This window comes from Methylorubrum extorquens, assembly GCF_024169925.1.
In the GTDB taxonomy this organism is placed as follows: domain Bacteria; phylum Pseudomonadota; class Alphaproteobacteria; order Rhizobiales; family Beijerinckiaceae; genus Methylobacterium; species Methylobacterium extorquens_A.
In genome coordinates this window covers 1,351,357-1,376,197 of the sequence record NZ_JALJXF010000001.1, presented here as the reverse complement: position 1 = coordinate 1,376,197, position 24,841 = coordinate 1,351,357, and the positions used below count along the sequence as shown (strand labels likewise).

Sequence of the window (24,841 nt, the reverse complement as noted above, 5' to 3'; positions counted from 1 at the left end):
ACCTGCTTCCGAAGATTCGCGCCACTGTAACGCGGGGTCGATTCCGCCTGGAAGCGCCTTTATGGCCCGGAACCCGTCGGCTCTGCATTCCGGCGCCACACAGCACCCAAAAGCCACACCGCCAAAATCGGCACTTGACGAATTTTTAAGACTTTCGGGGCGTCGGGCCAGGGCCGGCATCTGACTTCGCGCCGCCGCGGCGACCGCCAAAACAGATTCGCGGCCACATCCGTCACCGGCCGCACCTGCGGCGGATGTCGCCGAAACGCAAAGAAGCCCGGCCATGGGCCGGGCTTCCTCGCGAATCTTGCGCTGAGCGGCACCGGGCCTCCGACTTCCTGCGCGGAAGCCGAAGGCCCGACGGCCGATCAGTAGCGGTAGTGCTCGGGCTTGAACGGGCCGGTCTGCGACACGCCGATATAGGCGGCCTGATCGGGGCGGAGCTTGGAAAGCTTCACGCCGATCTTCTCGAGGTGCAGCGCCGCGACCTTCTCGTCGAGGGCCTTGGGCAGGGTGTAGACCTGACGCTCGTACTTGCCGGGGTTCGTCCAGAGCTCGATCTGGGCGAGCGTCTGGTTGGTGAAGGAGGCCGACATCACGAAGGACGGGTGGCCCGTCGCGTTGCCGAGGTTCACCAGGCGGCCCTCCGAGAGGAGGATGATGCGGTGGCCGTCGGCGAACTCGATCTCGTCGACCTGCGGCTTGATGTTCTGCCACTTGAGGTTCTTCAGGCCGGCGACCTGAATCTCGTTGTCGAAGTGGCCGATGTTGCACACGATCGCACGGTCCTTCATGGCCCGCATGTGCTCGATCGTGATGATATCCTTGTTGCCCGTGGCGGTCACGAAGATGTCGGCGCGGGGGGCCGCGTCTTCCATCGTGACGACCTCGTAGCCCTCCATCGCCGCCTGCAGGGCGCAGATCGGGTCGATCTCGGAGACGAGCACGCGGCAGCCGGCATTGCGGAGCGAAGCGGCCGAGCCCTTGCCCACGTCGCCGAAGCCCGCGACCATCGCGACCTTGCCGGCCATCATGACGTCGGTGCCGCGGCGGATGCCGTCGACCAGCGACTCCTTGCAGCCGTAGAGGTTGTCGAACTTCGACTTGGTGACCGAGTCGTTCACGTTGATCGCCGGGAAGAGCAGCTTGCCCTCCTTGGCGAGGTTGTAGAGGCGGTGCACGCCCGTGGTGGTCTCCTCGGAGACGCCCTTGATCGAGTCGGCCAGACCCGCGAACCAGCCCTTCGGCTTCTCGGCGAGCTTCTTCTTCAGGAGCGCGAAGAAGACCTCCTCCTCCTCGGATTCCGGCTTGTCGAGGAAGGCGGTGTCGCCGTTCTCGGCGCGCAGGCCCAGGTGGACGAACATGGTGGCGTCGCCGCCGTCATCGAGGATCATGTTCGGCATTCCGCCGTCATGCCAGTCGAACAGCTTCGAGGTGTAGTCCCAGTACTCGGTCAGGGTCTCGCCCTTCACGGCGAAGACCGGGATGCCGGCGGCGGCGATGGCGGCGGCGGCGTGGTCCTGGGTCGAGTAGATGTTGCACGACACCCAGCGGATGTCGGCGCCGAGCGCCTTCAGGGTCTCGATCAGCACCGCGGTCTGGATCGTCATGTGCAGCGAGCCGGCGATCTTGGCGCCCTTGAGCGGCTGCGCCGCGCCGTACTCGGCGCGGGTCGACATCAGGCCGGGCATCTCGGTCTCGGCGATCGAGATTTCCTTGCGGCCGTAATCGGCCAGCCCGATGTCCTTGACGATGTAATCGTTGGCAACTGCCATCTCGGTATCCCTTTTCAGTCGTGGCCGGCGCGAAACGGCCAATCGTTTCGGCACTTCAGCCCGGCGCATCGGCCGGTTTACCCGGCCGGGTCGGCCATCCCTGTAGCAGGGCTCGCTCTAGGGAGCAATCAAGACATAAAGATGTCTTTATGCGTTTAATTCCAGGGTGAACGGCTGGGGGCTCAGGCCGGATCGTCCCGCAATTGCCGCCGGATGATCTTGCCGCTCGTCGTCATCGGCAGGGTGTCGCGAAAGCTGAGCGCGCGCGGCATCTCGTGGGCGGAGAGCCGGGCCTTGGCGAAGGCGAGGATCTCGGCGGCGAGCGCCTCGGAGGGCGAAAAGCCCGCGCGCAGGGTGATGAAGGCCTTCACGGTCTCGGTGCGCAGCGGGTCGGGCACGCCCACCGCGGCGGCAAGCGCCACGGCCGGATGGGCGCAGAGGCAGGCCTCGATCTCGGCCGGGCCGATCCGGTAGGCGGCGGAGGTGATGAGATCGTCCTCGCGGCCGACGAAGCGGATGTAGCCCTCCGTGTCGCGCCGCGCCTGGTCGCCGGTCATCCACCAGCCGTCGCGGAATTTCCGGGCGGTCGCCTCGGGCTGGCGCCAGTAGCCGAGGAACAGCACCGGATCGGGGGCGCGAACGGCGATCTCGCCGGTCTCGCCCGCGTCGGCCTCGGTCCCGTCCTCGCGCAGGACCGCGACGCGGTGGCCGGGCACCGGCCTGCCCGTCGCGCCAGCCCGCGCCACGCCGATCCGCGCGCTGGAAGCCAGAACGAGGTTGCACTCGGTCTGGCCATAGGCCTCGCCGATGGTGAGGCCGAGGGCATCGCGCGCCCATTCGAAGGTCTCCGCCCCGAGCGCCTCGCCGGCCGAGGCGATGTTGCGCAAGGCGGAGAGGTCGAATGTCTCACGCGGGTTCGCGACGCTGCGCAGCATGCGCAGCGCGGTCGGCGGCAGGAAGGCGTGGGTGACATGCAGATCCGCCATCAGCCGGAACGCCGTCTCCGGCTCGAACCGGCCGAGCGGTCGGGCGACCACCGGCATGCCGAGGCGCAGCGACGGCATCAATACGTTGAGAAGGCCGCCGGCCCAGGCCCAGTCGGAGGGGGTCCACATCAGCCCGGCTCCCTCGGGCGGGAAACCGTGCATCACGCTCCAGCCCGGCAGGTGGCCGAGCAGGACCCGGTGACCGTGCAGCGCCCCCTTGGCGAGGCCGGTCGTGCCGGAGGTGTAGATCATCAGCGCCGGATCGTCGGGCCCGGTGGCCCGCGTCTCGAACCCGTCCGGGGCGCTCTCCAGGGCCGCGAAGAAATCCTCCGCGGCCTCCCCTGCCCCATCGACCGAGAGGATCGTGATGAGATCCGGCAGGTCGGCGCGCAGCCGTTCCAGCTTGGCCAGACCGGCCGCGTCTGTGACGATGGCCCGTGCGCCGGAATCGGCGAGGCGATGGCGCAGGGCCGCCTCCCCGAACAGGCCGGCGAGCGGCAGCGCGATCGCCCCGAGCCGGTAGGCGGCCAAGTGCGTCACCACCACCGCTGCCGATTGCGGCAGCAGCACCGCCACGCGGTCGCCCGGTTCGACGCCGCGCGCGGCCAGCGCCGCCGCGAGCCGCAGGGAATCAGAGCGCAGGCGGCCGTAGCTCACCGGCTCGGGGCGGTCGTCGGGGCCGAGCACGAGAAGCGCGGTGCGGTTGGGCTCGCTCAGCGCCCAGCGGTCGCAGACATCGGCCGCGATGTTGTAGCGCTCCGGAATCTCCCAGCGGAAATTCGCGACGAGTTTTTCATAGGTGTTGGCCGGCTCCGGCACGGCAATGTCCTCAAACATGCGGCAGCGCTGGGCCGGCCCGCCTCTTCCGCCCGGCCGCGCCGCATCCGAGCGCGTACGGGTGTTTCTCATCCATCCCCGTGCAGGCCGCGCCGATCCGCGTTCTGCGCTCTGCCGTCTGCGCTTAGTCTTGTTGCTGCGGGAAGCCGCCGCGGAAGGCGAAGTCGGTGATCGGGCGGCGGCCGTTCGGGCGCTCCTTGGCCCTCTGCTCCTCGCTCAATTCCGCCCAGGGTGTCGCGCGTCCGACCCCGTAGGCCGCCTCGACCCGGTGATGCTCGGGGACGTTCAACACCGTGAGCGCCCGCTCCCGGTCGAAGCCGCCCATGCCGTGGACGTGCCAGCCCTGACGGTTGGCCTGGAGCGCGAAGGCGAGCGAGGCGGCGCCGGCATCGAGCGAGTGGCTGGCCGATGGTTTCAATTCCTCGCCGACCTTCATCCGCTCGCTGGAGACGAGGAAGACGAGGGCACCGGTGCCCTCGGCCCATTTCTGGTTGCCGGGCACGAGGAGTTCGAAGAACGTCTGCCATTCGGGCGTGCCGCGCAGCGCGTAGAGGAAGCGCCAGGGCTGCGAATTGTAGGATGAGGGCGACCAGCGCGCCGCCTCGAACATCCGCAGCAATTCGGCTTCCGGCACCGTCTCCCCGGTGAAGACGCGTGGCGACCAGCGCTCGGCGAAGATCGGCTCGATGGCGTGGTCGGGCGTGCGGGTGGTGGGGCGGGTGGTCTCGTCGGTCAACGGAGGCGATCTCCAGGCTGGCAGGGCTTTGGTGCGGCGCACGGTATGGCACCGCACAACAGCGGGCTAGGGGGCGGCATTGCCGCGCTTGTCACGGCGCGCGAGAACACGCCTCATGACATCGGCGCGACGAGGATGCTCATGGGCGAAACCGGCACGAACCCTCTTCTGCTGCGTGAGGACCGCGACGGCGTCGCGACCCTGACGCTCAACCGGCCGAGTGCCCGCAACGCCCTCTCCCTTGCCTTGCTCGAAGCGCTGCGCGCTACTTTCGCCGACCTCGCCGGTGACGACGCGGTGCGCGCCGTGGTGCTGGCAGGGGCGGGCCCCGCTTTCTGCGCCGGCCACGACCTCAAGGAGATGACGGGCTACCGCAGCGACCCCGACCGCGGCGCGAAACGGTTCGAGGCGCTGTTCGCGCTGTGCTCAGACGTGATGATGGCGATCCCCGCCTTGCCCCAGCCGGTGATCGCCGCGGTGGAGGGCGTCGCGACGGCGGCCGGTTGCCAGCTCGTGGCGTCCTGCGATCTGGCCGTGGCGGGGGCGCAGGCGCGCTTCGCCACGCCGGGCGTGCAGATCGGCCTGTTCTGCTCGACGCCGATGGTAGCGCTCTCGCGCAACCTCTCGCGCAAGGCGGCGATGCGGATGCTGCTCACCGCCGACATGGCGGATGCGGTGGAGGCCCGGCGCCTCGGCCTCGTCAACGACGTGGTGGAAGCGAGCGGCGCTCTGGCCGCCGCGAAGGCGCTCGCCGCAGGGATCGCCGCGCGCAGCCCATGCACCGTGCGGGTCGGCAAGCGGGCCTTCTACGAGCAACTGGAGATGCCGTTGGCTGAGGCCTACGCCCATGCCGGCCGGGTGATGACGCAGAACATGCTGGCGCGGGCGGCGGAAGACGGCATCGGGGCTTTCCTCGACCGCAAGAATCATGGGCAGAATCGCGGGCAAAATCAGGGGAAGGACCCTGGCACGGCGCAGTGATGCGCGAACCGATCCGCCCTCCGCGCATTGCCTCCCCGTCGCCCTGAAGCCGTCACGTGATCCGGGCAAACGGACTGCCATGCTCCTCAGACGTCCCCCTCCGATTACCGCCGAGCCGGGTCCGAACACGAAGAAGATCGTGAGTTGGAACCTGCTGCGCCGCACCGGCGCGGCGGTGGATTGCCTCGTGACGCTGATCGAGCAGGAGCGGCCGGATTTCCTACTGATGCAGGAGGCGACGAAGGAGATCGCGGCGCTGACCAAGCGGGTCGGCGGGGTCTATGCCTGGGCGCAATTGCCCGGCCGCATCCACGGTCCGGCGATGTGGAGCCCGACGCCGTGGCCCAACCCGCCCGAGATCGTCACCCTTCCCCCGGGGGTACTGATCGACCGGGTCTGCCAGGTGCTCGACACCGGCGAGTTCGGCGTCGCCAACGTGCATCTCTCGCACGGGCAGGTGCTGAATCGGCGCCAGTTGCGGCGGATCGAGAGCCACCTGCCGCCGCGCGCTGCGGTGCTCGGCGATTACAACATCGTCGGCCCGGCGCTGCTGCCGGGCTTCCGCGATGTCGGCCCCCGGCGGCCGACCCACGCCATGGTCGATGTGCTGCCGCTGCGGCTCGACCGCTGCCTCGTGCGCGGGCTCGTCTGCCACGAGCGCATGGTCCTGCCCCGCGGGCTCTCCGACCATCACCCGATCGTGGTGCACCTCTCCCCCGCGCCGGAGGGGACCGCCTCGGTCGGCCGGCTCAGAGGTATGGCAGAAGCAGTCGGACGGCTGCGTCGCGCAGGCGTACGGGGAGCGAGCGGGCGTCGAGGTCGGCCTGGCGCAGGGGGGTCTGAAACTTCGTCGCAATGAACGCTTCGAGCGCCCGGGCCAGCGCCACGTCGTAGACCTCCACGTTGAGCTCGAAGTTCAGGCGGAAGCTGCGCGAATCCCAATTCGCGCTGCCGATGAAGCACCATTGCCCATCGACGGTCATCGCCTTCGAGTGATCGAAGGGCGGCTCGTCGATCCAGACCCGCACGCCGCTCTTCAGGAGCGGATCGATATGGCCGCGGGTCGCCCAATCGACGAAGCGGTGGTCGCTCTCGCGCGGGATGACGACATCGACTGCGATCCCCCGGGCCGCCGCGAGGCTGAGTGCGTTCAGCACGAGTTCGTTGGGCAGGAAATAGGGCGTCGTCAGCCGGATCGACTCCTTCGCGCAGGCGATCGCCTGGAGCACCACGGTCGCGATCTTCTCGATATCGGCGTCCGGGCCGGAGGTGACGACGCGGGCGGTGACCGCGCCGGCCGGCGCCAGTGGCGGCAGCCACGCTTCGCCTTCCAACTCCTCGTCGCTGACGAACAGCCAATCGGCGATGAAGGCCTGGGTCAGGTGCTCGACCACCGGGCCCTCGATCCGGAAATGCGTGTCGCGGATCGGAAAGTCCGGCTTCTCCGAGACCCGGTTGCCGTCGGAGATGTTGACGCCGCCGGTGAAGGCGACCCTCCCGTCGAGGATCAGCAGCTTCTTGTGCGTGCGCAGGTTCAGGAACGGCATCCGCCAGGGCAGGACGGAGTGCATGAACAGGCCGGCCGGCACCCCGAGCCGGCGCAGATGCCGCCACGCGGCCGGGAAGAAATAGCCGCTGCCGATGCCGTCGAGGATCACGCGCACCTCGGCGCCGCGATCCTGCGCCGCCTTCAGCGCGTCGCAGAACGCGCGGCCGGTGGCGTCGTCGCGAAAGATGTAGCTCGACAGGGCGACGCTGCGGCGCGCCTCACCGATCGCCGCCAGCATCGCCGGATAGGCCTCGTCGCCGTTGCGGAACATCTCGAACCGATTGCCCGCCACCGTCGGCAGGCCGGTGACCGCTTGCACCGCCAAGTCGAGGGCGTGGTAGCGCTCGGGCACGTGGGCGGAGGGCTGCGGCGTCTCGTCGATGGTCTGCGAGGGGCGCCGCTTCAGCCGGCGGGCGCGCCGCTCCACCCGGTTGATGCCGAAGGTGAGGTAGAGCAACGTCCCGAACACAGGTGCCAGCCAAGCCAGCCCGATCCAGCCGATCGCCGCGCCGACCACGCGCTTGCGCAGCAGCACATGGACGCTGACGCCGAACGTGAGCACGAGGCCGATGGCCGTGACGATCTCGCTGCGGAGCGAGGCCGTCGAGCCGAGCCATCGGATGAAAACTTCTTCCACCGGTCCGCCTACTGCGCTGCCCTGTCGGGGAACGGCGGAGGAGATAAGCCAAGCCTGGTGCGGCGAACAGGCGGCCCTCCACAAATCGCCGCCACATGCTAGAACAAAGCTCGAACGACGGGCGGAGCGGCCGAGGCCGGCGCCTGCCTCTTTTCGAAAGCCTTCACCATCTTGCCCTCAGGTGGTCGGTCCCGGCCGCAGAGCCTCAGGTTCAAACCGTCGAGCATGTCCGCGAGCGCCGCCCCCCGCGTCTTCACGATTCCCCCCGGCGCGCCGTTCCTGCCGACGCTGGCGGACGCCCTCGTCTCGGGCCGCCTCGTTGGCGCGGTCGGCGGCGATCCCTTGGCGCTGGCCTCGGTAACGCTTTACCTGCCGACGCAGCGGGCGGTGCGCGCACTCTCGACCGTGCTGGCGCAACGCCTCGGCGGCGCGGCCCTGCTGCCGCGGATGATCCCGCTGGGCGAGGCCGACGAGGCGGAGCTCGACCTCTCGTCCAACACGCTTCTGGAGACGCCGGAAGACCTGCTCTACCCCTCGATCCCCGCGCTGGAGCGCCGGCTGATCCTGGCCCGCCTCGTTCAGAAATGGGCGGAGACGGTGGACCGCGAACTCCTGCCCATCGACGACGAGGTGCCCTTTCTCGTCCCCTCCTCCCCTGCCGACGCGGTGGCGCTCGCCGCCGACCTCGAAGGGCTGATGGACGCGCTGACCGTCGAGGGACTGCCCTGGAGCGAGATCGCGGCCGCGGTGGAGGCCGAGCATTCGCGCTATTTCCGCCTCACCCTCGACTTCCTGAAGATCGCCGCCGAGCACTGGCCCGACATCCTCGCCGCCCGTTCGCTGGCCGACCCCACCGCCCGCGCCCGCCGCCTCGTGCTGGCCGAGGCCGACCGGCTCTTCCGCGAGCGGCCGGGCGATCCGGTGGTCGTGGCCGGCTCCACCGGCTCGGTGCCCGCCACTGCCCGGCTGATCGCGGCGGTGGCCCGCCTGCCCCGCGGCGCGGTGGTGCTGCCGGGGCTCGACCTGCACCTCGATGCGGAGGGCTGGGAGGCCATCGACGGCGCCGGCGGCAAGCGCGAGGAGGTCGCCCACGGCCATCCGCAGGCAATCCTGCGTGCGCTGACCGGGCCGAGGGGCTTTGCCGTCGAGCGTCAGGATATCGAGACGCTAGGGGCTCTCCCGCCCGAGGCGGTGGCACGCGAAAAGCTGCTGTCGCAGGCCCTGCGCCCGGCCGAGACCACCGACGCCTGGGCCGGGCTCGATGCGGCCGAGCGGATGACCCTCGCGCAGGAGGGCATGGCGGGCCTCGCCGTGGTCGAGGCGGCGGACGAGCGCGAGGAGGCGCTGGTCGCCGCGCTGGCGCTCCGCGAAACGCTGGAGACACCCGGCGCCACCGCGGCCCTCGTCACGCCCGACCGCGGATTGGCGCTGCGCGTCTCGGCCGAACTCGCGCGCTGGGGCATCACGGCGGAGGATTCAGCGGGCCTGAGTCTGGCGCGCTCGCAGGCGGGGCGCTTCGCCCGGCTCGTTGCCGAACTCGCCGCCGAGATGGCACCGGCCCGCGTCATCGCGCTTCTCGCCCACCCCTTCGTCCGGCTCGGGCTCACCCGCAGCGAGGTCGTGCGCGCGGCCGCGGCCCTGGAAATCGGGGGGCTACGCGGCCCCGCCCCGATTCCGAAGAACAGTTTCGATGGGATGCGCGCGGCGGTGACGCTGCAACGGAACGCCACCGAGCGGGTGCCGCGCGCCAAGAAGCGCCTGAAGCCGGTCGATTGGGATCTGGCCGAGCAAATCCTCGACCGGCTGGAGATCGCCCTCGATGTGTTCCGCACCGATCGGCAGCCCGAGATCGGCAACCTCGTAGCGCTCGCCGCCGGGCACCGCCAGGCCTGCGAGCGGATGATGGGCGGGGCGGAGGATGGCGACGCGGACGAGACCGACGATCCCTCCCTCGAGACCCTCGACGGCCTGTTCGACGCTCTCGAATCCGCCGAGCAGGAAGAGCTGCCGGGCCGGTTCTCCGACTACGCCGCCTTCTTCACCGCGCTCGCTCGCGACCGCACCGTGGCCTGCGCGCAGCGGGACGCGCATCCGCGCCTGCGCATCCTCGGGCCGCTCGAAGCGCGCCTGCTCTCCGTCGATCGCATCGTGCTGGGTGGGCTCGACGAGGCGGTCTGGCCGGTGCGCCAGACCACCGACGCCTTTCTCAACCGGCCGATGCGCGGGGATGTGGGCCTGAGCCCGCCGGAGCGGCGGATCGGCCAGGCTGCCCACGATTTCGTGCAGGGGCTCGGCACCCACGATGCCGTCGTGACCCGCGCGGCCAAGCGGGAGGGCTCGCCGACCGTGCCGTCGCGCTTCCTCCAGCGCCTGCGCGCCTTCGGCGGGGATGCGGTCTGGGCCGGGGCCATCGCCCGCGGCGGGCGCCTGCGCGGGCTCGCCGCGCGGCTCGACCGCGGCCAGGAGGCAGCGCCGCCGCGCCTCAAGCGCCCGGCGCCGAAGCCCGACCCGGCGCTGTTCCCGGAGCGCCTCAGCGTCACCGAGATCGAGACGCTGGTGCGCGACCCCTACTCGATCTACGCCCGGCATATCCTGGGATTGGAAGCACTGGAGCCGATCGCCGTGGTGCCGGGCGCGGCCGAGCGCGGCAGCCTGATCCACAAGGTCCTCGGCGATTTTTCCGCAGCCCATCCCGGCGCGCTGCCGGCAGACGCTGAAACCCTACTCCTGACCATCGCCCTAGATGCGTTCGGCCCGCTTGAGGATCAGTACCCGGAACTCTACGCCGAGTGGTTTCCCCGCTACGAGCGCATGGCCGTCGCTTTCCTCGAATGGGAGGCGAGCCAGCGTCAGGGCTTGCGCACGATCCACGCCGAGCGCTCGGGCAAGGTGACGATCCCCCTGGGCGAGCGAACCTTCACCCTCTCGGCCCGCGCCGACCGGATCGAGGCCCGCGCCGACGGCAGCTACTGCATCGTCGATTTCAAGACCGGCACGCCGCCGAGCAACCGCACGGTCTTCGCCGGTTTCTCGCCCCAGCTCACCCTGGAGGCGGCAATGCTGATGCACGGCGCCTTCGAGGGGCTGAAGGCCGCCTCCCCGCCGGATCTGCTCTACGTCCACGCCTCGGGCGGGCGCGAGCCGTTCCGGCCGATCCCGATCAAGCCGCCGCCGGGTGATGCGCGGGCGGTCGAGGCCATCGTCGAGGAGCACTGGCAGCGCCTGCGCGGGTTGATCGCCCGCTACATGACCGGCGAAGCCGCCTACCTGTCGCGCCCCTATCCGCAATACGAGCGCGCCTACAACGAGTACGATCACCTCGCCCGCGTGCTCGAATGGTCGCTGGGCGGCGAAGGAGAAGCCGCGTGAACGCCCCGCTGACCGGCTTCACCGTCGATGACCTGACCAAGGGGGCCCAGCGCCGGGCCGCCGACCCGCGCCTCTCGGCCTGGGTCTCGGCCAATGCGGGGGCGGGCAAGACCAAGGTGCTCACCGACCGGGTGCTGCGCTTGCTCCTCGACGGGGCACCACCCGGCCGCATCCTCTGCCTCACCTTCACCAAGGCGGCGGCCGCCAACATGTCGATCCGCGTGTTCCAGCGCCTCGGCCGCTGGGTGACGCTGGACGACGCGGCGCTGACCGCGGAGCTCACCGAACTCACCGGCGAGCGGCCCGCCCGCGACACCTTGCGGCTCGCCCGCCGTCTGTTCGCCCGCGCCGTCGAGACGCCGGGCGGCCTCAAGATCGAGACCCTGCACGCGCTCTGCGAGCGGCTGCTGCATATGTTCCCGTTCGAGGCCAACGTGCCGGCCCGCTTCGTGGTGCTCGACGACAACCAGTCGCGCGAGGCGTTCGAGATCGAGACCGACAACGTGCTCGCCGACGCGATCCTCGGCGGTAACCAAGCGCTCTCCGATGCGCTCGCCGTGGTCGGCGCGGAAGCCTCCGGCGATACGCTACGCGACGCGATCCGCTCGGCCATGCGGACCCGCGCCCTGTTCTCCGATCACCGCGCCCTGGAGCCGGCGCTGGCCCGCCTGCCGCGCGCCCTGGCGCTCCCGGACGGCGCCAGCGTCGAGACCATCGAGACGGAGATCCTGGAGGGCAGCAGCCTCGGCGACTGGCGCGAGTTCGCGGGCCGGCTGCGCACCGGCAAGGCAACGGACGAGAAACTCGCCGACGGGCTCGTGGCGGCGCAGGCCGCCCTCGATACGGGCAAGGCGCTCGCCCCCTACCGCTCGGTCTTCTTCACCGACAAGGACGAGCCGCGCGCGGCCAAATCCTTCGGCACCAAGGCGGTGCCGGAGGACGTGAAGCAGGCGCTGCTCGACGAGCAGGCCCGCCTCATCCCGCTCTTCGACAGCCTGCGCGCCGCCCGCGCGCTCGCCCGGACGTTGGGCCTGTTTCGGCTGGCCGCCGAGATCCACCGCCGGGTCGAGGCGCAGAAGACCCGTCTTGGCGCTCTCGATTTCGACGACCTGATCCACAAGACCCTCGATCTGCTCTCGCGGGTCGGCGCCTCCTGGGTGCTGTACAAGCTCGACCGCGGCGTCGATCACGTCCTCGTCGATGAGGCGCAGGACACCAACCCGCAGCAATGGGAGATCCTGCGCACGCTCACCGCCGAGTTCGCGGCCGGCGAAGGCGCGCGCGGCCTCACCCGCACGCGCTTCGCCGTGGGTGACCCCAAGCAGTCGATCTACAGCTTCCAGGGCGCCGACCCGCGGGAATTCGAGTTGACCCGCCGCGCTTGGGAACAGGCGGCGGAAGGCGCCGGGCTCGATTTCGCCGATGTCAGCCTGCGGCTCTCGTTCCGCACCGCGAACCACGTGCTCGCGGCGGTCGATGCCGTGTTCGGCGTGCCGGAGCACTTCGCCGGCCTCTCCTTCGATGCGGGCGCGCCGGGCACGGTCCACGCCTCCGCCCGCGCCGGGGTGCCCGGCGCGGTCGAACTCTGGGGCATCGAGGAGCCGGCGGATGCCGAGGAGCCCGACGCCTGGGCCGCTCCCGTCGATGCGCCGGAGCCCAACGCCCCGGCCATCGTCACCGCCCGCCGCATCGCCCGCGCGGTCAAGATTTGGACGACGAAGGGCGATGCCTGCGGCCGGGTCTGGCGGCCGGGCGACGTGCTGATCCTCGTGCGTAAGCGCTCGGCCGCCTTCGAGGAGGTGATCCGGGCGATGAAGGGACTCGGCGTGCCGGTGGCGGGCCAGGACCGGCTCGAGGTCGCGGGGCACATCGCCGTGCTCGACCTCGTCGCAGCCGGCCGCGCCGGGCTGCTGCCGGCCGATGACCTGACGCTCGCCACCGCCCTCAAGACGCCCTTGGTCGGCCTCAGCGACGACGACCTCAACCGCATCTGCGCCCGCCGCCCCTTCGCCGAAACGCTGGAAGACGCCCTGACCCGCCACGCGGAGGCCGGCGACGGGGCGGCGATCCGCGGCCTTGCGGCCCTGCGGCTCTGGATCCAGCTCTCGGCGGAGAACGGCCCGTTCGGCTTCTACGCCGCCTTGCTCGGCCCCCATGGCGGGCGCAGCCGGCTGGTGGCACGGCTCGGCGGCGAGGCAGGCGATGCCATCGACGTGTTCCTGGCTCAGGCCGCCGACGCCGAGAATGGCGGCGATGCACCCTGCCTCGACGCGTTCCTCGCCGACTACATCGTGCGGCCCGGCCGGAATAAGAGCGGCCTCTCGGTCAAGCGCGATCTCGAATCGGGCCGCGACGAGGTGCGGGTTATGACGGTCCACGGTGCCAAGGGCCTGGAGGCCCCGGTCGTCGTCGTCATCGACGGCTGCGAGCCGCTCGGCCGCAACGACCCGCCGCTGCTCGGCCTCGACCACTCCGCCGACGGCCCATTGCCGCCGGTTTGGACCGGCGGGCGCACGCAGGATTGCGCGGCGACGCTCACGGCCCGCTCCGCGCTTCAGGCGCGGGCGCGGGAGGAGCACAACCGCCTGCTCTACGTCGCCATGACGCGGGCCGCCGACCACCTCGTCATCGCGCCCTATCGCGGGGCGACGCGGGAGACACCGGCCTCGTGGTGCGAGATGGTCCGCATCGGCCTGGAGCGGGGGCTGGGGGCTGGCGAAGCGCTCGAGACCGAGCACGGGCCGATCACGATCTGGCGCGACGGCGCGGCCGCCGCGCCCGCCGCCGCCGTTGAAGCCACCGCTCCGCCGGAACCCGAGGTGGTGCCGGACTGGCTGTTCTCGGCCGCGGCGCCGGAGGCCGAGGCCGCGCCGCCGCTGAGTCCCTCGGGCGCGCTCGGCGCGGCGGACGAGCAGCGCCAGTCCCGGCGGCGCCTGGGGGATGCCGAGGCCCGCCGTCGCGGCGCCCTGGTCCACTCGCTTCTCGAACACCTGCCGCGGATCGAGCCGGCCCGGCGCGCGGAGGCCGCCGACCGCTTCGCCCGTGCCCGCGCGCCGACCCTGGAGGAGGCTAAGCGCAAGGACCTCGTCCGCTCGGTTCTACGGCTGATCGAGGCGCCGGACCTCGCGCCGCTGTTCTCGGCCCAAGCCCGTGCGGAGGTGGCACTCTCGGGCCGGATCATCGTCGAGGGGATCGAGCGCGACGTCACCGGCCGGATCGACCGCCTCGTCGTCGAGGACGGCCGGGTGATCCTCTGTGACTTCAAGACCGGCCGCCCGCCCGAGGACGACGCGCCCCTGCCGGAGCGCGAGGCGGCCCAGGTCAGTCTCTACGCACGGCTCGCCGCCGCGATCTGGCCCGAGCACGCGATCGTGGCGCTGCTGGTCTGGACCTCGGGACCGGTGGTGCGGCGGGTGGAGGGATCGCGGCTCGGGCTTTGACGGCATCGTCGATGACGACACGTTGGCCGTACATCCCCCTCGCCCCGCTTGCGGGGAGAGGGGACGTCGCTGCGGGTTGGTAAGCCTCAGCCGCCCTTCTTCGGGGTCAGCTTGACGATCTGGCCGTCATCCTCGGTCACCGCGTAGACGGCGCCGTCGGGGCCGACCCGCACGTCGCGGACGCGGTGTTCCAGCGGGATGCGCTCCTCGGTGACGACCTTGTCGCCGTCGAGCTTGAGCGCGACGATCCCGGTGCTGACGAGGCCGCCAACGAGGAACTGATTCTTCCAGGCCGGGAACAGGTCCTTGTCGTAGAGCGCCATGCCCGAGGGGCCGATCACCGGATCCCAGTAATAGACCGGCTGCACCGTGCCGCCGGCCTGGGTCTGGCCGTCGCCGATCTTCTCGCCGGAATACTCGATGCCGTAGGTGACCACCGGCCAGCCGTAGTTCAGGCCGGGGCGCGGGCGGTTCAGCTCGTCGCCGCCGCGGGGGCCGTGCTCCACGGTCCAGAGCCGGCCCTGGCTGTCCAGGGCAGCGGACTGGACGTTGCGGTGGCCGTAGGACCAGATCTCGGGTTTGGCCTTCTCGCCGCCGGTGAAGGGGTTGTCCTTCGGCGCGGAGCCGTCGGTGTCGATGCGGAACACCTTGCCGAGCCCGCTCGTCAGATCCTGTGCCTGCCCGCGGGTCTGCTTGTCGGAGCGCTCGCCCACCGTGACGAACAGCTTGCCGTCGGGCGCGAAGACGAGGCGCGAGCCGAAATGCTTGTCGCCGTCATAGGTCGGCATCTGCCGGAAGATGACCTTGACGTCGTCGAGCTTGGCCTTGCCGTCGCTCTCGATCAGCTTGGCCTTGGCCACCGTGGTGCCGTTGCCCTTGTCGCGCGGCTCGCTGTAGCTGAAGTACACCGTGCGATCCGCGGCGAAGCTCGGGCTGAGTGTGATGTCGAGCAGGCCGCCCTGCCCCTTCGGATCGACCTTCGGCACGCCGGCCACCGGCTGACCGACCGTGCCGTCCTTGGCGACGATGCGGATCTTGCCGGCCTTCTCGGTCACGATCATGCGCCCATCGGGCAGGAACTCCATCGCCCAGGGGCTTTCCAGGCCTTTGGCCACGACGGCGGTCTCGAACTCGGTCTTCTGCGCGGGCTCCGGCGCCCGGGTCTGGTTGGGCAGGAGCGGCTTGTACTCGGTGTTCGGCGGCTCCTTCTCGGCGACCGACGTGCCGGCGCTCGGCGCGGCCGGCGCCTGAAAGGATTCACCCTCAATGCGGGGCGAGCGCGTCTCCTGTCCGGACGGCTGCTGAGCGAAGGCAGGGGCATCGAGGCCGAGGGCCGCAACGGTGGCGAGCAAGAGGGAAAGGGTGCGCGTCACGTCGATTGATCCTTGTGCGGGTCGCCGATCTTGCCCGCCAAATGGGGCGCAGGCGGCCCACGGCGAGGGTTGGGCTGTGCAAGGGGCCGGACTCGCAACGGGGTTCGTCACGAAGCGCGGCCGTAGGCAGGGATGCCGGCAGGGGGATTGCGGGGACGAACGCAGGCTTATCCATGTGGGTTCGGCCTGCCAGACCTGCGGCCGGGGCGGGATGCCTTGACCGGGCGGTCAGGCGTCGCCAATTCTCGCCTCACCGTGAGGCGCCGAACCCGCTCTCGGTGCCCTCTGCGCAGGGGCCCTCCATGCACCCGCGTGGGACCCGCGTGTCGAAAGGACCTACGATGGCGACCGTGAAAGTGACCGATGCGAGCTTCGAGCAGGACGTTCTGCAGTCCGCCGAGCCCGTCGTGGTGGATTTTTGGGCGGAGTGGTGCGGCCCCTGCCGGCAGATCGGCCCGGCGCTGGAAGAGATCTCCGTTGATCTCCAGGGCAAGGTGAAGATCGTCAAGGTCAATGTCGATGAGAACCCCGGCATCGCCTCGACCTACGGCATCCGCTCGATTCCGACGCTGATGATCTTCAAGGACGGCAAGCTCGCCAGCCAGAAGGTCGGCGCTGCCCCCAAGGGCGATCTCTCGCGCTGGATTCAGGCGAGCGCCTGACACAACCCGAGAAAGCCCGGCCGCGAGGCCGGGCTTTTTTCGTGTCTTTGCGCACGTGATGGCGCGCGAAACGCAAGAAGCCCGGCCTTGCGGCCGGGCTCCCTGGTTTCGAGACCCTTTTATCGAAGGTTCGGCTTAGTAGCTGCCGAACTTGTAGTTCAGGCCGGCGCGGACGACGGCGAACTCGGTGTCGTTGCGGCGCGAGGGGCCGGAGACGACGACCACGCCCGGGGAGGCCGTGGTGATGACCGTGCCGGCGTTGTTCACCGCGAAGGCGCCGTTGAGGGCACCGCCGCCGCGATCGAGGTTCACGTACAGACCTTCGACCTTCAGCGTCACCGCCGAGGAGCGGAAGAAGTTCAGGAACGAGTCGGTCGGGAGAGCGTACTCGACACCACCGCCAGCGGTGTAGCCGGTGCGGAAGTCGTCGGTCGAGGAGTTCGGCAGGCCGAACTGACGGCCGCCGCCGGCGCCGTAGGCGAAGCCGCCGGTGCCGTAGAACAGGACGCGGTCGAAGGCGTAGCCGAGGCGACCGCGGACGGTGCCGAAGAAGTCGAGGCTGGACACGCCATTCGGGCTGAACGCCTGCTGCGCGGCAATGCCCGGGAAGGCCGGGTTGCTGTTCACGACCGAGAACTGGTTCCGGTTGCGGCCGAAGTCGACGTACTGAGCGTCAGCCTCGATACCGACGACGACGCCGGAGCCCGGGGTGAACTGGTAGTTGTAGCCGATCTGACCACCGCCGACGAAGCCGTCGTTGCGGTTGTTGCCGCCGAAGGCGATGACGGCCGTCTGGCCGGGACGCACGAGGCCGGTCAGGCTGTTCACGCCGACGACCGGAGCCGCACCGTTGTCCTCGACGCCGAAGCCGTAGCCGGCGTTGAAACCGGCGTAGAAACCGGTCCAGGTGAACACCGGGATGGGCGTGAAGACCGGCGGAGCGGCGCGGCGCGGCAGGTCGGCGGCGGAGGCCGCGGCGGTCAGCGCCGTGAAGGCGGCGAGAGAGGTGAGAAGTTTTTTCACTTGTTGATCCCCAGCAGAAACCCGATCGCCCACAAGCTAGACCATTTCCTTGACCTGAGATGTAGCGAACAGGCCACACCCACGGCGCGACAAACGACCCGGCGAGCGGTTGCATCCGGTGCGCTGGGAGGCCGAAACCAGATTTACGTCGTCCCGGCGATCAGGATGCACAGATCGCCGAGACGATGCGCAGAGACCGTCGCGTCCGTTGCAGGATTCGACAGGTCACGGGCTGGACGACGGAAGGTCGGCGAAGACTCTTTCGTCGGGCGGCGGCAGAGCCGGCACCCGGCGCGAGGCGCGAATCGCTCCCGCCCCGTGTGGTTTGCCGACCGATGGCCTTGCGGCGCGGATCTCCGGCCCTCGTATTGTCTCGTCGAATGTCCGGTTCGATCAGGCGGAAACAGTATCAGACCGGGATCGTGCCGTTGGCTTCGAGCACGGCGCCCGCGAGGTAAAGCGAACCGCAGATGAGGACCCGCGGCGGGCGCTCGAAGACCGTGTCCGACAGGGCTGCCAGGGCCGCCTCGACGCTCGGGGCGGCCTCGGCCGACAGGCCGACCTCACGGGCGATCTCCGCCACTTCCTCGGCCGGCCGCGCGGCCATCTGGCCGGTGATCGGCACCGCCACCAGCGAGCGGGCAAGGCCGACGAAGTTCTTCAGGAAGCCTTCGGCATCCTTGGTGCCGAGCAGCCCGACGATCAGGACGAGCGGCACGTCGCTGCGCTCGCCGAGATCGGCCATGGCGGCGGCGAGGATCCGCCCGCCATCGGCGTTGTGGCCGCCGTCGAGCCACAGCTCGGCGTCCTTGGGCATCCGCTCGGCGAGCGCCCCGCGTACGAGGCGCTGAAGCCGGCCCGGCCAATCGACGTTGCGCAGGCCGGCTTCGAGGGCCACCGTGCCGATGTCGCCGAAGCCCGCCGCGCGCAGAGCCGCGATGGCGGTGCCGGCATTGGTGAGCTGGTGGCGTCCGGCCAGGCGCGGGCGGGGCAGATCGAACAGGTCGATCTCGTCCTGGTAGACGAAGCGTCCGCTGTCCTCGTGAACGGAGAAGTCCTGGTTGCCGATCCGCACCGGCACCGCGCCGACCCTCTCGGCTTGGCGGCAGAGGACGGCGTCGGCCCCGGCATAATCCTGGGCGGCGATCACCGCCGGGCAGCCGCGCTTGAAGATGCCGGCCTTCTCCATCGCCACCGCCTCGACGGTGTCGCCGAGATACTCGGCATGGTCGCGCCCGATCGGGGTGACCACGGCACAGGCCGGGTTGTCGATGACATTGGTGGCGTCGACGCGTCCGCCGAGGCCCACTTCCAGCAGCAGCACGTCGGCGGGGCATTCGGAGAACAACAGCAGGGCGGCGGCCGTGGTGATCTCGAACACGGTGATCGGATCGCCCTTGTTGGCCGCCTCGCAGCGGGCGAAGGCGTCGGCGAGCCGGTCTTCGGCGACGTAATGGCCGCCGCCGATGCCGCCGAGGCGGATGCGCTCATGGAAGCGCACGAGGTGCGGCGAGGTGTAGACGTGCGCGGCCAGCCCGCCGGCCTCGAGGATCGCCCGCATGAAGGCGATGGTCGAGCCCTTGCCGTTGGTGCCGGCGACGTGAATCACCGGCGGCAGCCGCCGCTCGGGATGGTTCAGAGCCGCGAGCAGACGCTCGATGCGCCCGAGCGACAAGTCGATCGTGCGCGGATGCAGGGCGAGGAAGCGCGCCATCAACGCGTCGGAGGATTCCATCTCGCGCGGAGACCTTCTGTCGCGGATTGAGTTCAGGCCGCGTTGGGCACGGGTTCGGGAGCGGTCGGCTCGGAGGCGGTGCCGGAGTCCCGGCGCACATCCATCAGCAAACCGCAGAGCCGGCTGATCGTCTCCTTGAGCTGGTGCCGGTGGACGACCTGATCGACCATGCCGTGCTCGCGCAGATACTCCGCCCGCTGGAAGCCGTCGGGCAGCTTCTCGCGGATCGTCTGCTCGATGACACGGGGGCCGGCAAAGCAGATCAGCGCGCCGGGCTCGGCCAGATGCACGTCGCCAAGCATGGCGTAGGAGGCGGTGACGCCGCCGGTGGTCGGGTTCGTCAGCACCACGATGTAGGGCAGCCGGGCGGCCCGCAGCCGGCGCACGGCGACCGTGGTGCGGGGCATCTGCATCAGGGAGAGGATACCCTCCTGCATCCGCGCGCCGCCGGAGGCCGCGAACAACACGTAAGGGGTGCGCTTCTCGAGCGCGGTCTCGGCGCCGCGGACGAAGGCTTCGCCGCCGGCCATGCCGAGAGAGCCGGCCATGAAGCCGAATTCCTGGGCCGCGATCGTCATCGGGAGGCTGCCGACCCGGCCGAAGCCGATCTTGAACGCGTCGGGCATCCCGGTCTTGGCCCGCGCCTCCTTGAGACGGTCGACGTAGCGCTTCTCGTCGCGGAACTTGAGCGGATCGGTCGGAACCTCGGGCAGCGGCACGTCGATCCAGGTGCCCTCGTCGAACATCATCTTGAGACGCGCCGTGGAAGACATCTTGAGGTGGTGTTCGGAGCCGGGAATGACCCAGTGGTTCTGCTCGACTTCCTTATGGAAGACCATCTGGCCCGTGTCGGGGCACTTGACCCAGAGGTTCTCCGGCGTCTCGCGCTTGAACAGCGTCTTGATCCGGGGCCGTACGACCTCCGAGATCCAGTTCATCGGCTCGACCATGGCGTCAGACTCCCTGTCCTACCGCGTACTCTTGCCACAACGATATCGGATCGCCGCCGCCCCGATCCCAGGGGAGGTTCCCGCTCGGTAGGCTCCGGAAGAATCCCCCCTCGCGGCGACTGCGGTCGGGTTCAGGCTCCGGCCGGCACCTTGGTGGTGCTGCGGACACCCTGCGCCAGCTCGCGCACCAGGGCGGCCACCGCTTCCACCGTGCCGTTCCCGGCCCGGTCGCCGGGTTCGAGGCTGCGGGCCAGCGCATCGACGAGGGCCGAGCCCACCACCACGCCGTCGGCGCCGCGGGCGATCTCGGCCGCATGCGCGCCGGTCTTCACGCCGAAGCCGACGACCACGGGCAGGTCGGTATGGGCCGCGATCCGGCTCACCGCCTGCGACACCCGTCCGAAATCCGGGGTCGCCGTGCCGGTCACGCCGGTGATCGACACGTAGTAGACGAAGCCCGCGGTGTTCGCGAGAACCGCCGGCAGGCGCTTGTCGTCGGTCGTCGGGGTCGCGAGGCGGATGAAGGCGATCCCCTTCGCGAGCGCCGGCAGGCAGAGTTCCTCGTCCTCCTCCGGCGGCAGATCGACGACGATCAGCCCGTCGATGCCGGCCGCCCGCGCATCGTCCAGGAAGCGGGGCACGCCGTAGGTATGGATCGGGTTGTAGTAGCCCATCAGCACCACGGGCGTCCGGTCGTCGCCCTCGCGGAAGCGGCGGACGAGGGCGAGGGTGCCGCGCAGGTCCTGGCCCACCTTCAGCGCCCGCAGGCCCGCCGCCTGGATCGCCGGTCCGTCGGCCATGGGATCGGTGAAGGGCAGGCCGAACTCGACGATGTCGGCCCCGGCCTTCGGCAGGGCTTCGAGCACCTTGAGCGAGGTTTCCGGATCGGGGTCGCCCGCCATCACGTAGGTGACGAGGGCGGCACGTCCTTCCGCGCGGCAGCGGGCGAAGGCGGCATCGATGCGGGCGGTCATGGTTCTCGCTCCCGGCGGTACGTCCGGCCTTGAGGCCCGGGGCACGGTTCCCCCGGAGCCGGGCCGCCGCGCAGGGCCCGGCTTCCCCGGCCAATTCCTCGGCCGGTTTCCCGGCCAAGTGGGGGCGCCTACACCATCCGCTCGCGTCCGTGAAGCGCAGGCGGCGCCGGGCTCACGCGTCCGGGTCCGGCGCGGCTCCGATGGCGCCCTCGATGACACCCTCGACCCAGTCGCGCAGCAGCAGGTGGGCGATGGCGGTGGCCGGCGGCACGGACAGGCCCTCGGGATGGGTGCCCGCGATCATGTGCGCCACCTCGGCGCGGGTGAACCAGCGCGCATCGTCCAGCTCGTCGGGATCGGTGCGGATCGCCTCCGACAACGCCTCGGCGACGCATCCGATCATCAGCGAGGCCGGGAACGGCCAGGGCTGCGAGGCGTGATAGGCGACGGCGCCGACCGCGACGCCGGTCTCCTCGCGAGTCTCGCGGCGCACGGCGGCCTCGACCGTCTCACCGGGCTCGATGAAGCCGGCGAGGCAGGAATACATCCCCGGCTTGAAATGCGGCCCGCGCCCGAGCAGGCAGGCCTCGCCCCGCCGCACCAGCATGATCGCCACGGGATCGGTGCGCGGAAAGTGGTGCAGCCCGCAAGTCCCGCATTCCCGGCGAAAGCCTCCGGCGGCGACCGTGGTCGGGCTGCCGCAATTGGCGCAGAACCGGTGCCGGGCGTGCCAAGCCAGCACCGACTTGGCGGTGGCGATGAGCCCCTGCTCCTCACGGGCCACCGCGCCCTCGGCGGCGAGCGCCCGCAGATCGAGGGCGCGGTGGCCGGGCGCGGGGAACAGGAGGGCCGCCTCCTCCGGGACGGCGCCGGCGAAGACCGGACGCCCCTCGACCCGTCCGAGGTAGATTTCGATGGCGCGCTCCCCCGCCCGGCCGGCCTCGTCGGGCGTGAGAAGGGCCGTTCCGGTCTCCGCCGGCGCGGCGCGCAGGATCACCGTCTCGCCCGCCATCAGCACGAGGCGGGCGTCCGGCCCGGCTTGCCCCAGGTCGGGGGCCGGGCCGAATTCGGCGGAGTGGCGCACGAGGCGGCTCGCGGCATAGGCGAGGGCATCACGTCCGGGCGTGGTGGGCGCGCCTGTCATGCGGGTCGCCTCACGCGGCCACGAACAGGGCGGCGGCCCGTTCGAGCAGGGCGGCGCGGGCATGCGGCGGATAGGGCCTGCGCTCGCCGACGCCCCAGACCGGCCCGGGCCAGGCCGGGTCCGAGCGGAACCGGGCCACGACGTGGATGTGGAGCTGCGCCACCACGTTGCCGAGGCTTGCGACGTTGACCTTGTCCGGCTGGGCGAGCGCCTGCATGACCCTGACCGCGATACGCGTCTCCTCGAAGGCGAGGCTCGCATCCTCCGGCGTGAGGTCGGTAATTTCGCTCAAGCCCGGCCGCCGCGGCACCAGGATCAGCCAAGGAAAGCGTGCATCGTCCATCAGCAGGACGGAGCAGAGGGCGAGATCGCCCACGGGGTGGGTATCGGCGGCGAGCCGCGGATCGAGGGGAAAGGCGTCGGTCATGCCGGGAATCTAGCGCGCCGGCCTGAAAAGTGGCGCCTGGTTTTCGGGCCGGCCGGGGCGACGCGTCGGACCCGTGCCGTCCCCGACCGTGGCGGCCGGTCTCCGCAGGAGGCCTGGGCACCCGAAGGTCGGTCACGCCATCTCAAATCCCGGTTAACCATATTCTGGCACGCAGGGGGGCAGCGATCGGGAGTCGGCGGGCGGCGGGCCATGCCGGGATCGCCGTGGATGACGCGATGACGGGCGGCGCGCAAGGAAGCGGGGAGCGAAGCCGGGACACGGTGGTCGCCATCGTGGCGGCGCGAACCCCGGCTCCCCTCGTCCTCGCTTTGCGCGGGCAGCCCTGCAGCGCCTGCATCCTCGCGGTGTCGAGCCGTGTGATCGACGACCTGATCGCCGAGGACCCTAAGGTGATCGTGCTGGAGGCCGAGCCCGAACGCTTCGACGCTCCGGCCCTGATCCGCGCCCTGCGGGAGTGCGAGAGCCTCGTCCGGACGCCGATCCTGCTGGTGGCCGGCGGCGATGCCCGGAGCCTGCGCCGGATCGGCCGCGAGGCCGGCGCCACCGACGTGCTGTCCAAGCCCTTCGACGCCCTCGAATTGCAGGACCGGGTCGGTGTTCTGATCGAACTCGCCCTGGCGCGCCGGGAGAGCGACGACCGGGCGCGTGCCATGCGGCGCGATGCGGCGCGGGCGGTGGCCGAGGCCACGGCGCGCGAGCGCGAGTTGATCCGTCGCCTGATGCTGGCAGCCGAGTTTCGCGACGACAACGCCGGTGACCATCTCACCCACGTGGCCGGCTGCGTCATCGCCGTGGCCGAGGGGCTCGGTCTGTCGTCGGCGGAGGCCGACGACGTGGCTTTGGCCTCGACCATGCACGACATCGGCAAGATCGCGGTCCCCGACCACATCCTGATGAAGGCCGGCCCCCTCACCCCCGACGAGTGGGAGGAGATGCGCCAGCATGCGCTGCGCGGCTACCACATGCTGCACGACAGCCCCTCGCGCCTGCTCCAGATCGCCGCCGAGATCGCGCTGACCCACCATGAGCGCTGGGATGGCACCGGCTATCCCCGCGGCCTCAAGGGCGAGGAGATTCCCCGCTCCGGCCGGATCGTCGCGGTGGCCGACGTGTTCGACGCGCTGATCTCCGCGCGCAGCTACAAGCCCGCCTGGTCCCTTGAGCGGGCGCGTGCGCATGTCGAGGCGGAGGCGGGCCGGCATTTCGACCCGGCCTGCGTCGCCGCCTTCCTCTCGCGCTGGGACGATATCGTCGCCCTGGTGGAGGAGCGCGGCGCAAGGCCGTCCGTTCGACGGAGCGATGCCGGGCCCTGACGACCCTTCAGCCCCGGACGGCGCGCCACGTCCGCCACGTCGAGAGATCCAGCCCCGACATCGCTTGGAACGCGACGAGATCGTCCCTGTAGAGTTCGGACAGATACCGGATGTCGTCCTCGTCCGGTCCCTCGTCCTCACGATCACCGCCGAGGTTCTCGGTGAGCCGCTCCGTGGTGAAACGATCCGGATCGATGTCGAGGAACCCGGCGACGCGTGCCAGCAGGGCACTGGGGTCGTTGCGGATGTCGTCGAAGTTCAGAAGCAGGAACTGCTCCGCCGGGAAGAAACGCCGGAAGTGACGCACCTGCTCGGCGTAGAGGCCGCGCTCCACATAGGCCCACCACCGGTTGAGGCCGGGAACCTCGACATGCTCGGCCATCCGGCGCCGGCCGTCGCGTATGGCCACTCCGAACGGCAGCGTCTCCACGGCTTGCCCCCCGACCGTGACGCCCGCTTCCGAAAAGCGCCGGACCATGCGCCAGTTGGAATAGGCGCGGTCGATCGGATCGCGAAACAGCAGGATGATCTTGAGATGGGGATTGTAGGCGCGAAGCCGCTCATGCGCTGGTAGCCAGTAGAGCGTGACCGGCGTGGCTTCTCCCGAGATCGTTCCGCCGGGTGGAACGAGGGAATGAAGGCGCGCATAGTCGGGCCGCGACCAGTCGGTGGTTTCCGTATCGAAAAAGTGCGTTTCCTTCGGATTCGCCATGCTGACGCTGGGATGCCCATCGAGGTAGGCATACAGAGTCGTGGTCCCGCATTTCTGCGCGCCCGCAACGACGAAATCGAGTAACCCGCTCTCGGCCGGGTGAACCGTCGCTGTCGTCATGCTCGGCCTCCGTTCGGCACTGCGTCGCCGTGATATCGATCCCGCTGCTCGTCCCGGCGCATCCGGCGGGCGGCGCA

At 70.4% G+C, this 24,841-nt stretch carries 18 protein-coding genes; 6 read left to right on the top strand and 12 right to left on the bottom strand.

Annotation, left to right across the window (positions count from 1 at the left end; translation table 11 throughout):
* Positions 1-368 precede the first annotated feature (368 nt).
* From ahcY to J2W78_RS06645, 3 genes are all read right to left on the bottom strand, one after another.
* Positions 369-1,775: an adenosylhomocysteinase gene (gene ahcY, locus J2W78_RS06655; protein WP_056197519.1), complete on the bottom strand. Its 1,407-nt coding sequence runs from the start codon at positions 1,773-1,775 to the stop codon at positions 369-371.
* 182 nt (positions 1,776-1,957) lie between these two features.
* Positions 1,958-3,598 carry an AMP-binding protein gene (locus tag J2W78_RS06650; protein WP_253369105.1) on the bottom strand — a complete coding sequence of 547 codons (1,641 nt, stop codon included), beginning with the start codon at positions 3,596-3,598 and terminating at the stop codon, positions 1,958-1,960.
* A gap of 124 nt (positions 3,599-3,722) precedes the next feature.
* A complete protein-coding gene (locus tag J2W78_RS06645; protein WP_253369104.1) occupies positions 3,723-4,334 on the bottom strand; it encodes a nitroreductase family protein in 612 nt (203 codons plus the stop codon).
* Between the two features lie 141 nt (positions 4,335-4,475).
* On the opposite strand from J2W78_RS06645, the gene J2W78_RS06640 reads away from it, so the two are divergent.
* Together J2W78_RS06640 and J2W78_RS06635 are read left to right on the top strand one after the other, a co-directional pair.
* The gene (locus J2W78_RS06640; RefSeq protein ID WP_253369101.1) at positions 4,476-5,315 is read left to right on the top strand and encodes an enoyl-CoA hydratase; all 840 of its coding nucleotides are present in this window, start codon (positions 4,476-4,478) and stop codon (positions 5,313-5,315) included.
* Positions 5,316-5,394: 79 nt separating this feature from the next.
* Positions 5,395-6,174: an endonuclease/exonuclease/phosphatase family protein gene (locus tag J2W78_RS06635; protein WP_253369099.1), complete on the top strand. Its 780-nt coding sequence runs from the start codon at positions 5,395-5,397 to the stop codon at positions 6,172-6,174.
* Here J2W78_RS06635 and J2W78_RS06630 read toward each other — a convergent pair.
* Complete coding sequence (locus J2W78_RS06630; protein WP_253369097.1) at positions 6,065-7,501, bottom strand: phospholipase D-like domain-containing protein; 1,437 nt, start codon at positions 7,499-7,501, stop codon at positions 6,065-6,067. The two genes, J2W78_RS06635 and J2W78_RS06630, sit on opposite strands and share 110 nt — an antisense overlap.
* A 225-nt stretch (positions 7,502-7,726) precedes the next feature.
* Here J2W78_RS06630 and addB point away from each other — a divergent pair, with 225 nt between their 5' ends.
* Entirely contained in the window at positions 7,727-10,870 is a 3,144-nt protein-coding gene (addB, locus tag J2W78_RS06625; protein ID WP_253369095.1) for a double-strand break repair protein AddB, read from the top strand.
* Complete coding sequence (addA, locus tag J2W78_RS06620) at positions 10,867-14,310, top strand: double-strand break repair helicase AddA (protein WP_253369094.1); 3,444 nt, start codon at positions 10,867-10,869, stop codon at positions 14,308-14,310. The genes addB and addA overlap by 4 nt, the downstream gene beginning before the upstream one ends.
* An 86-nt stretch (positions 14,311-14,396) precedes the next feature.
* Here the strand turns inward: addA and J2W78_RS06615 are convergent, their stop codons facing one another.
* Positions 14,397-15,683, bottom strand: a complete 1,287-nt coding sequence (locus J2W78_RS06615) for a PQQ-dependent sugar dehydrogenase (protein WP_253369092.1) — start codon at positions 15,681-15,683, stop codon at positions 14,397-14,399.
* Positions 15,684-16,024: 341 nt separating this feature from the next.
* On the opposite strand from J2W78_RS06615, the gene trxA reads away from it, so the two are divergent.
* Entirely contained in the window at positions 16,025-16,345 is a 321-nt protein-coding gene (gene trxA / locus J2W78_RS06610) for a thioredoxin (RefSeq protein ID WP_183437853.1), read from the top strand.
* Positions 16,346-16,480: 135 nt separating this feature from the next.
* Here trxA and J2W78_RS06605 read toward each other — a convergent pair whose 3' ends face one another.
* The 6 genes from J2W78_RS06605 to J2W78_RS06580 form a co-directional block, all read right to left on the bottom strand.
* A complete protein-coding gene (locus tag J2W78_RS06605; RefSeq protein ID WP_253369090.1) occupies positions 16,481-17,368 on the bottom strand; it encodes an outer membrane protein in 888 nt (295 codons plus the stop codon).
* Between the two features lie 409 nt (positions 17,369-17,777).
* The gene (locus tag J2W78_RS06600; protein ID WP_253369089.1) at positions 17,778-19,103 is read right to left on the bottom strand and encodes a bifunctional folylpolyglutamate synthase/dihydrofolate synthase; all 1,326 of its coding nucleotides are present in this window, start codon (positions 19,101-19,103) and stop codon (positions 17,778-17,780) included.
* 32 nt (positions 19,104-19,135) lie between these two features.
* Positions 19,136-20,053: an acetyl-CoA carboxylase, carboxyltransferase subunit beta gene (gene accD / locus J2W78_RS06595; protein WP_253369087.1), complete on the bottom strand. Its 918-nt coding sequence runs from the start codon at positions 20,051-20,053 to the stop codon at positions 19,136-19,138.
* 131 nt (positions 20,054-20,184) lie between these two features.
* Positions 20,185-21,027: a tryptophan synthase subunit alpha gene (gene trpA / locus J2W78_RS06590; protein ID WP_253369086.1), complete on the bottom strand. Its 843-nt coding sequence runs from the start codon at positions 21,025-21,027 to the stop codon at positions 20,185-20,187.
* A 172-nt stretch (positions 21,028-21,199) separates the two neighbouring features.
* Positions 21,200-22,171, bottom strand: coding sequence for an NAD(+) diphosphatase (nudC, locus tag J2W78_RS06585; protein WP_253369084.1), 972 nt, complete (start codon positions 22,169-22,171; stop codon positions 21,200-21,202).
* 10 nt (positions 22,172-22,181) lie between these two features.
* Positions 22,182-22,598, bottom strand: coding sequence for an HIT domain-containing protein (locus tag J2W78_RS06580; RefSeq protein WP_253369082.1), 417 nt, complete (start codon positions 22,596-22,598; stop codon positions 22,182-22,184).
* Between the two features lie 236 nt (positions 22,599-22,834).
* On the opposite strand from J2W78_RS06580, the gene J2W78_RS06575 reads away from it, so the two are divergent.
* A complete protein-coding gene (locus tag J2W78_RS06575) occupies positions 22,835-23,932 on the top strand; it encodes an HD-GYP domain-containing protein (protein ID WP_253373985.1) in 1,098 nt (365 codons plus the stop codon).
* Between the two features lie 7 nt (positions 23,933-23,939).
* On the opposite strand, the gene J2W78_RS06570 is transcribed toward J2W78_RS06575, so the two are convergent.
* Positions 23,940-24,764, bottom strand: a complete 825-nt coding sequence (locus J2W78_RS06570; protein WP_253369080.1) for a sulfotransferase family protein — start codon at positions 24,762-24,764, stop codon at positions 23,940-23,942.
* Positions 24,765-24,841: the final 77 nt, after the last annotated feature.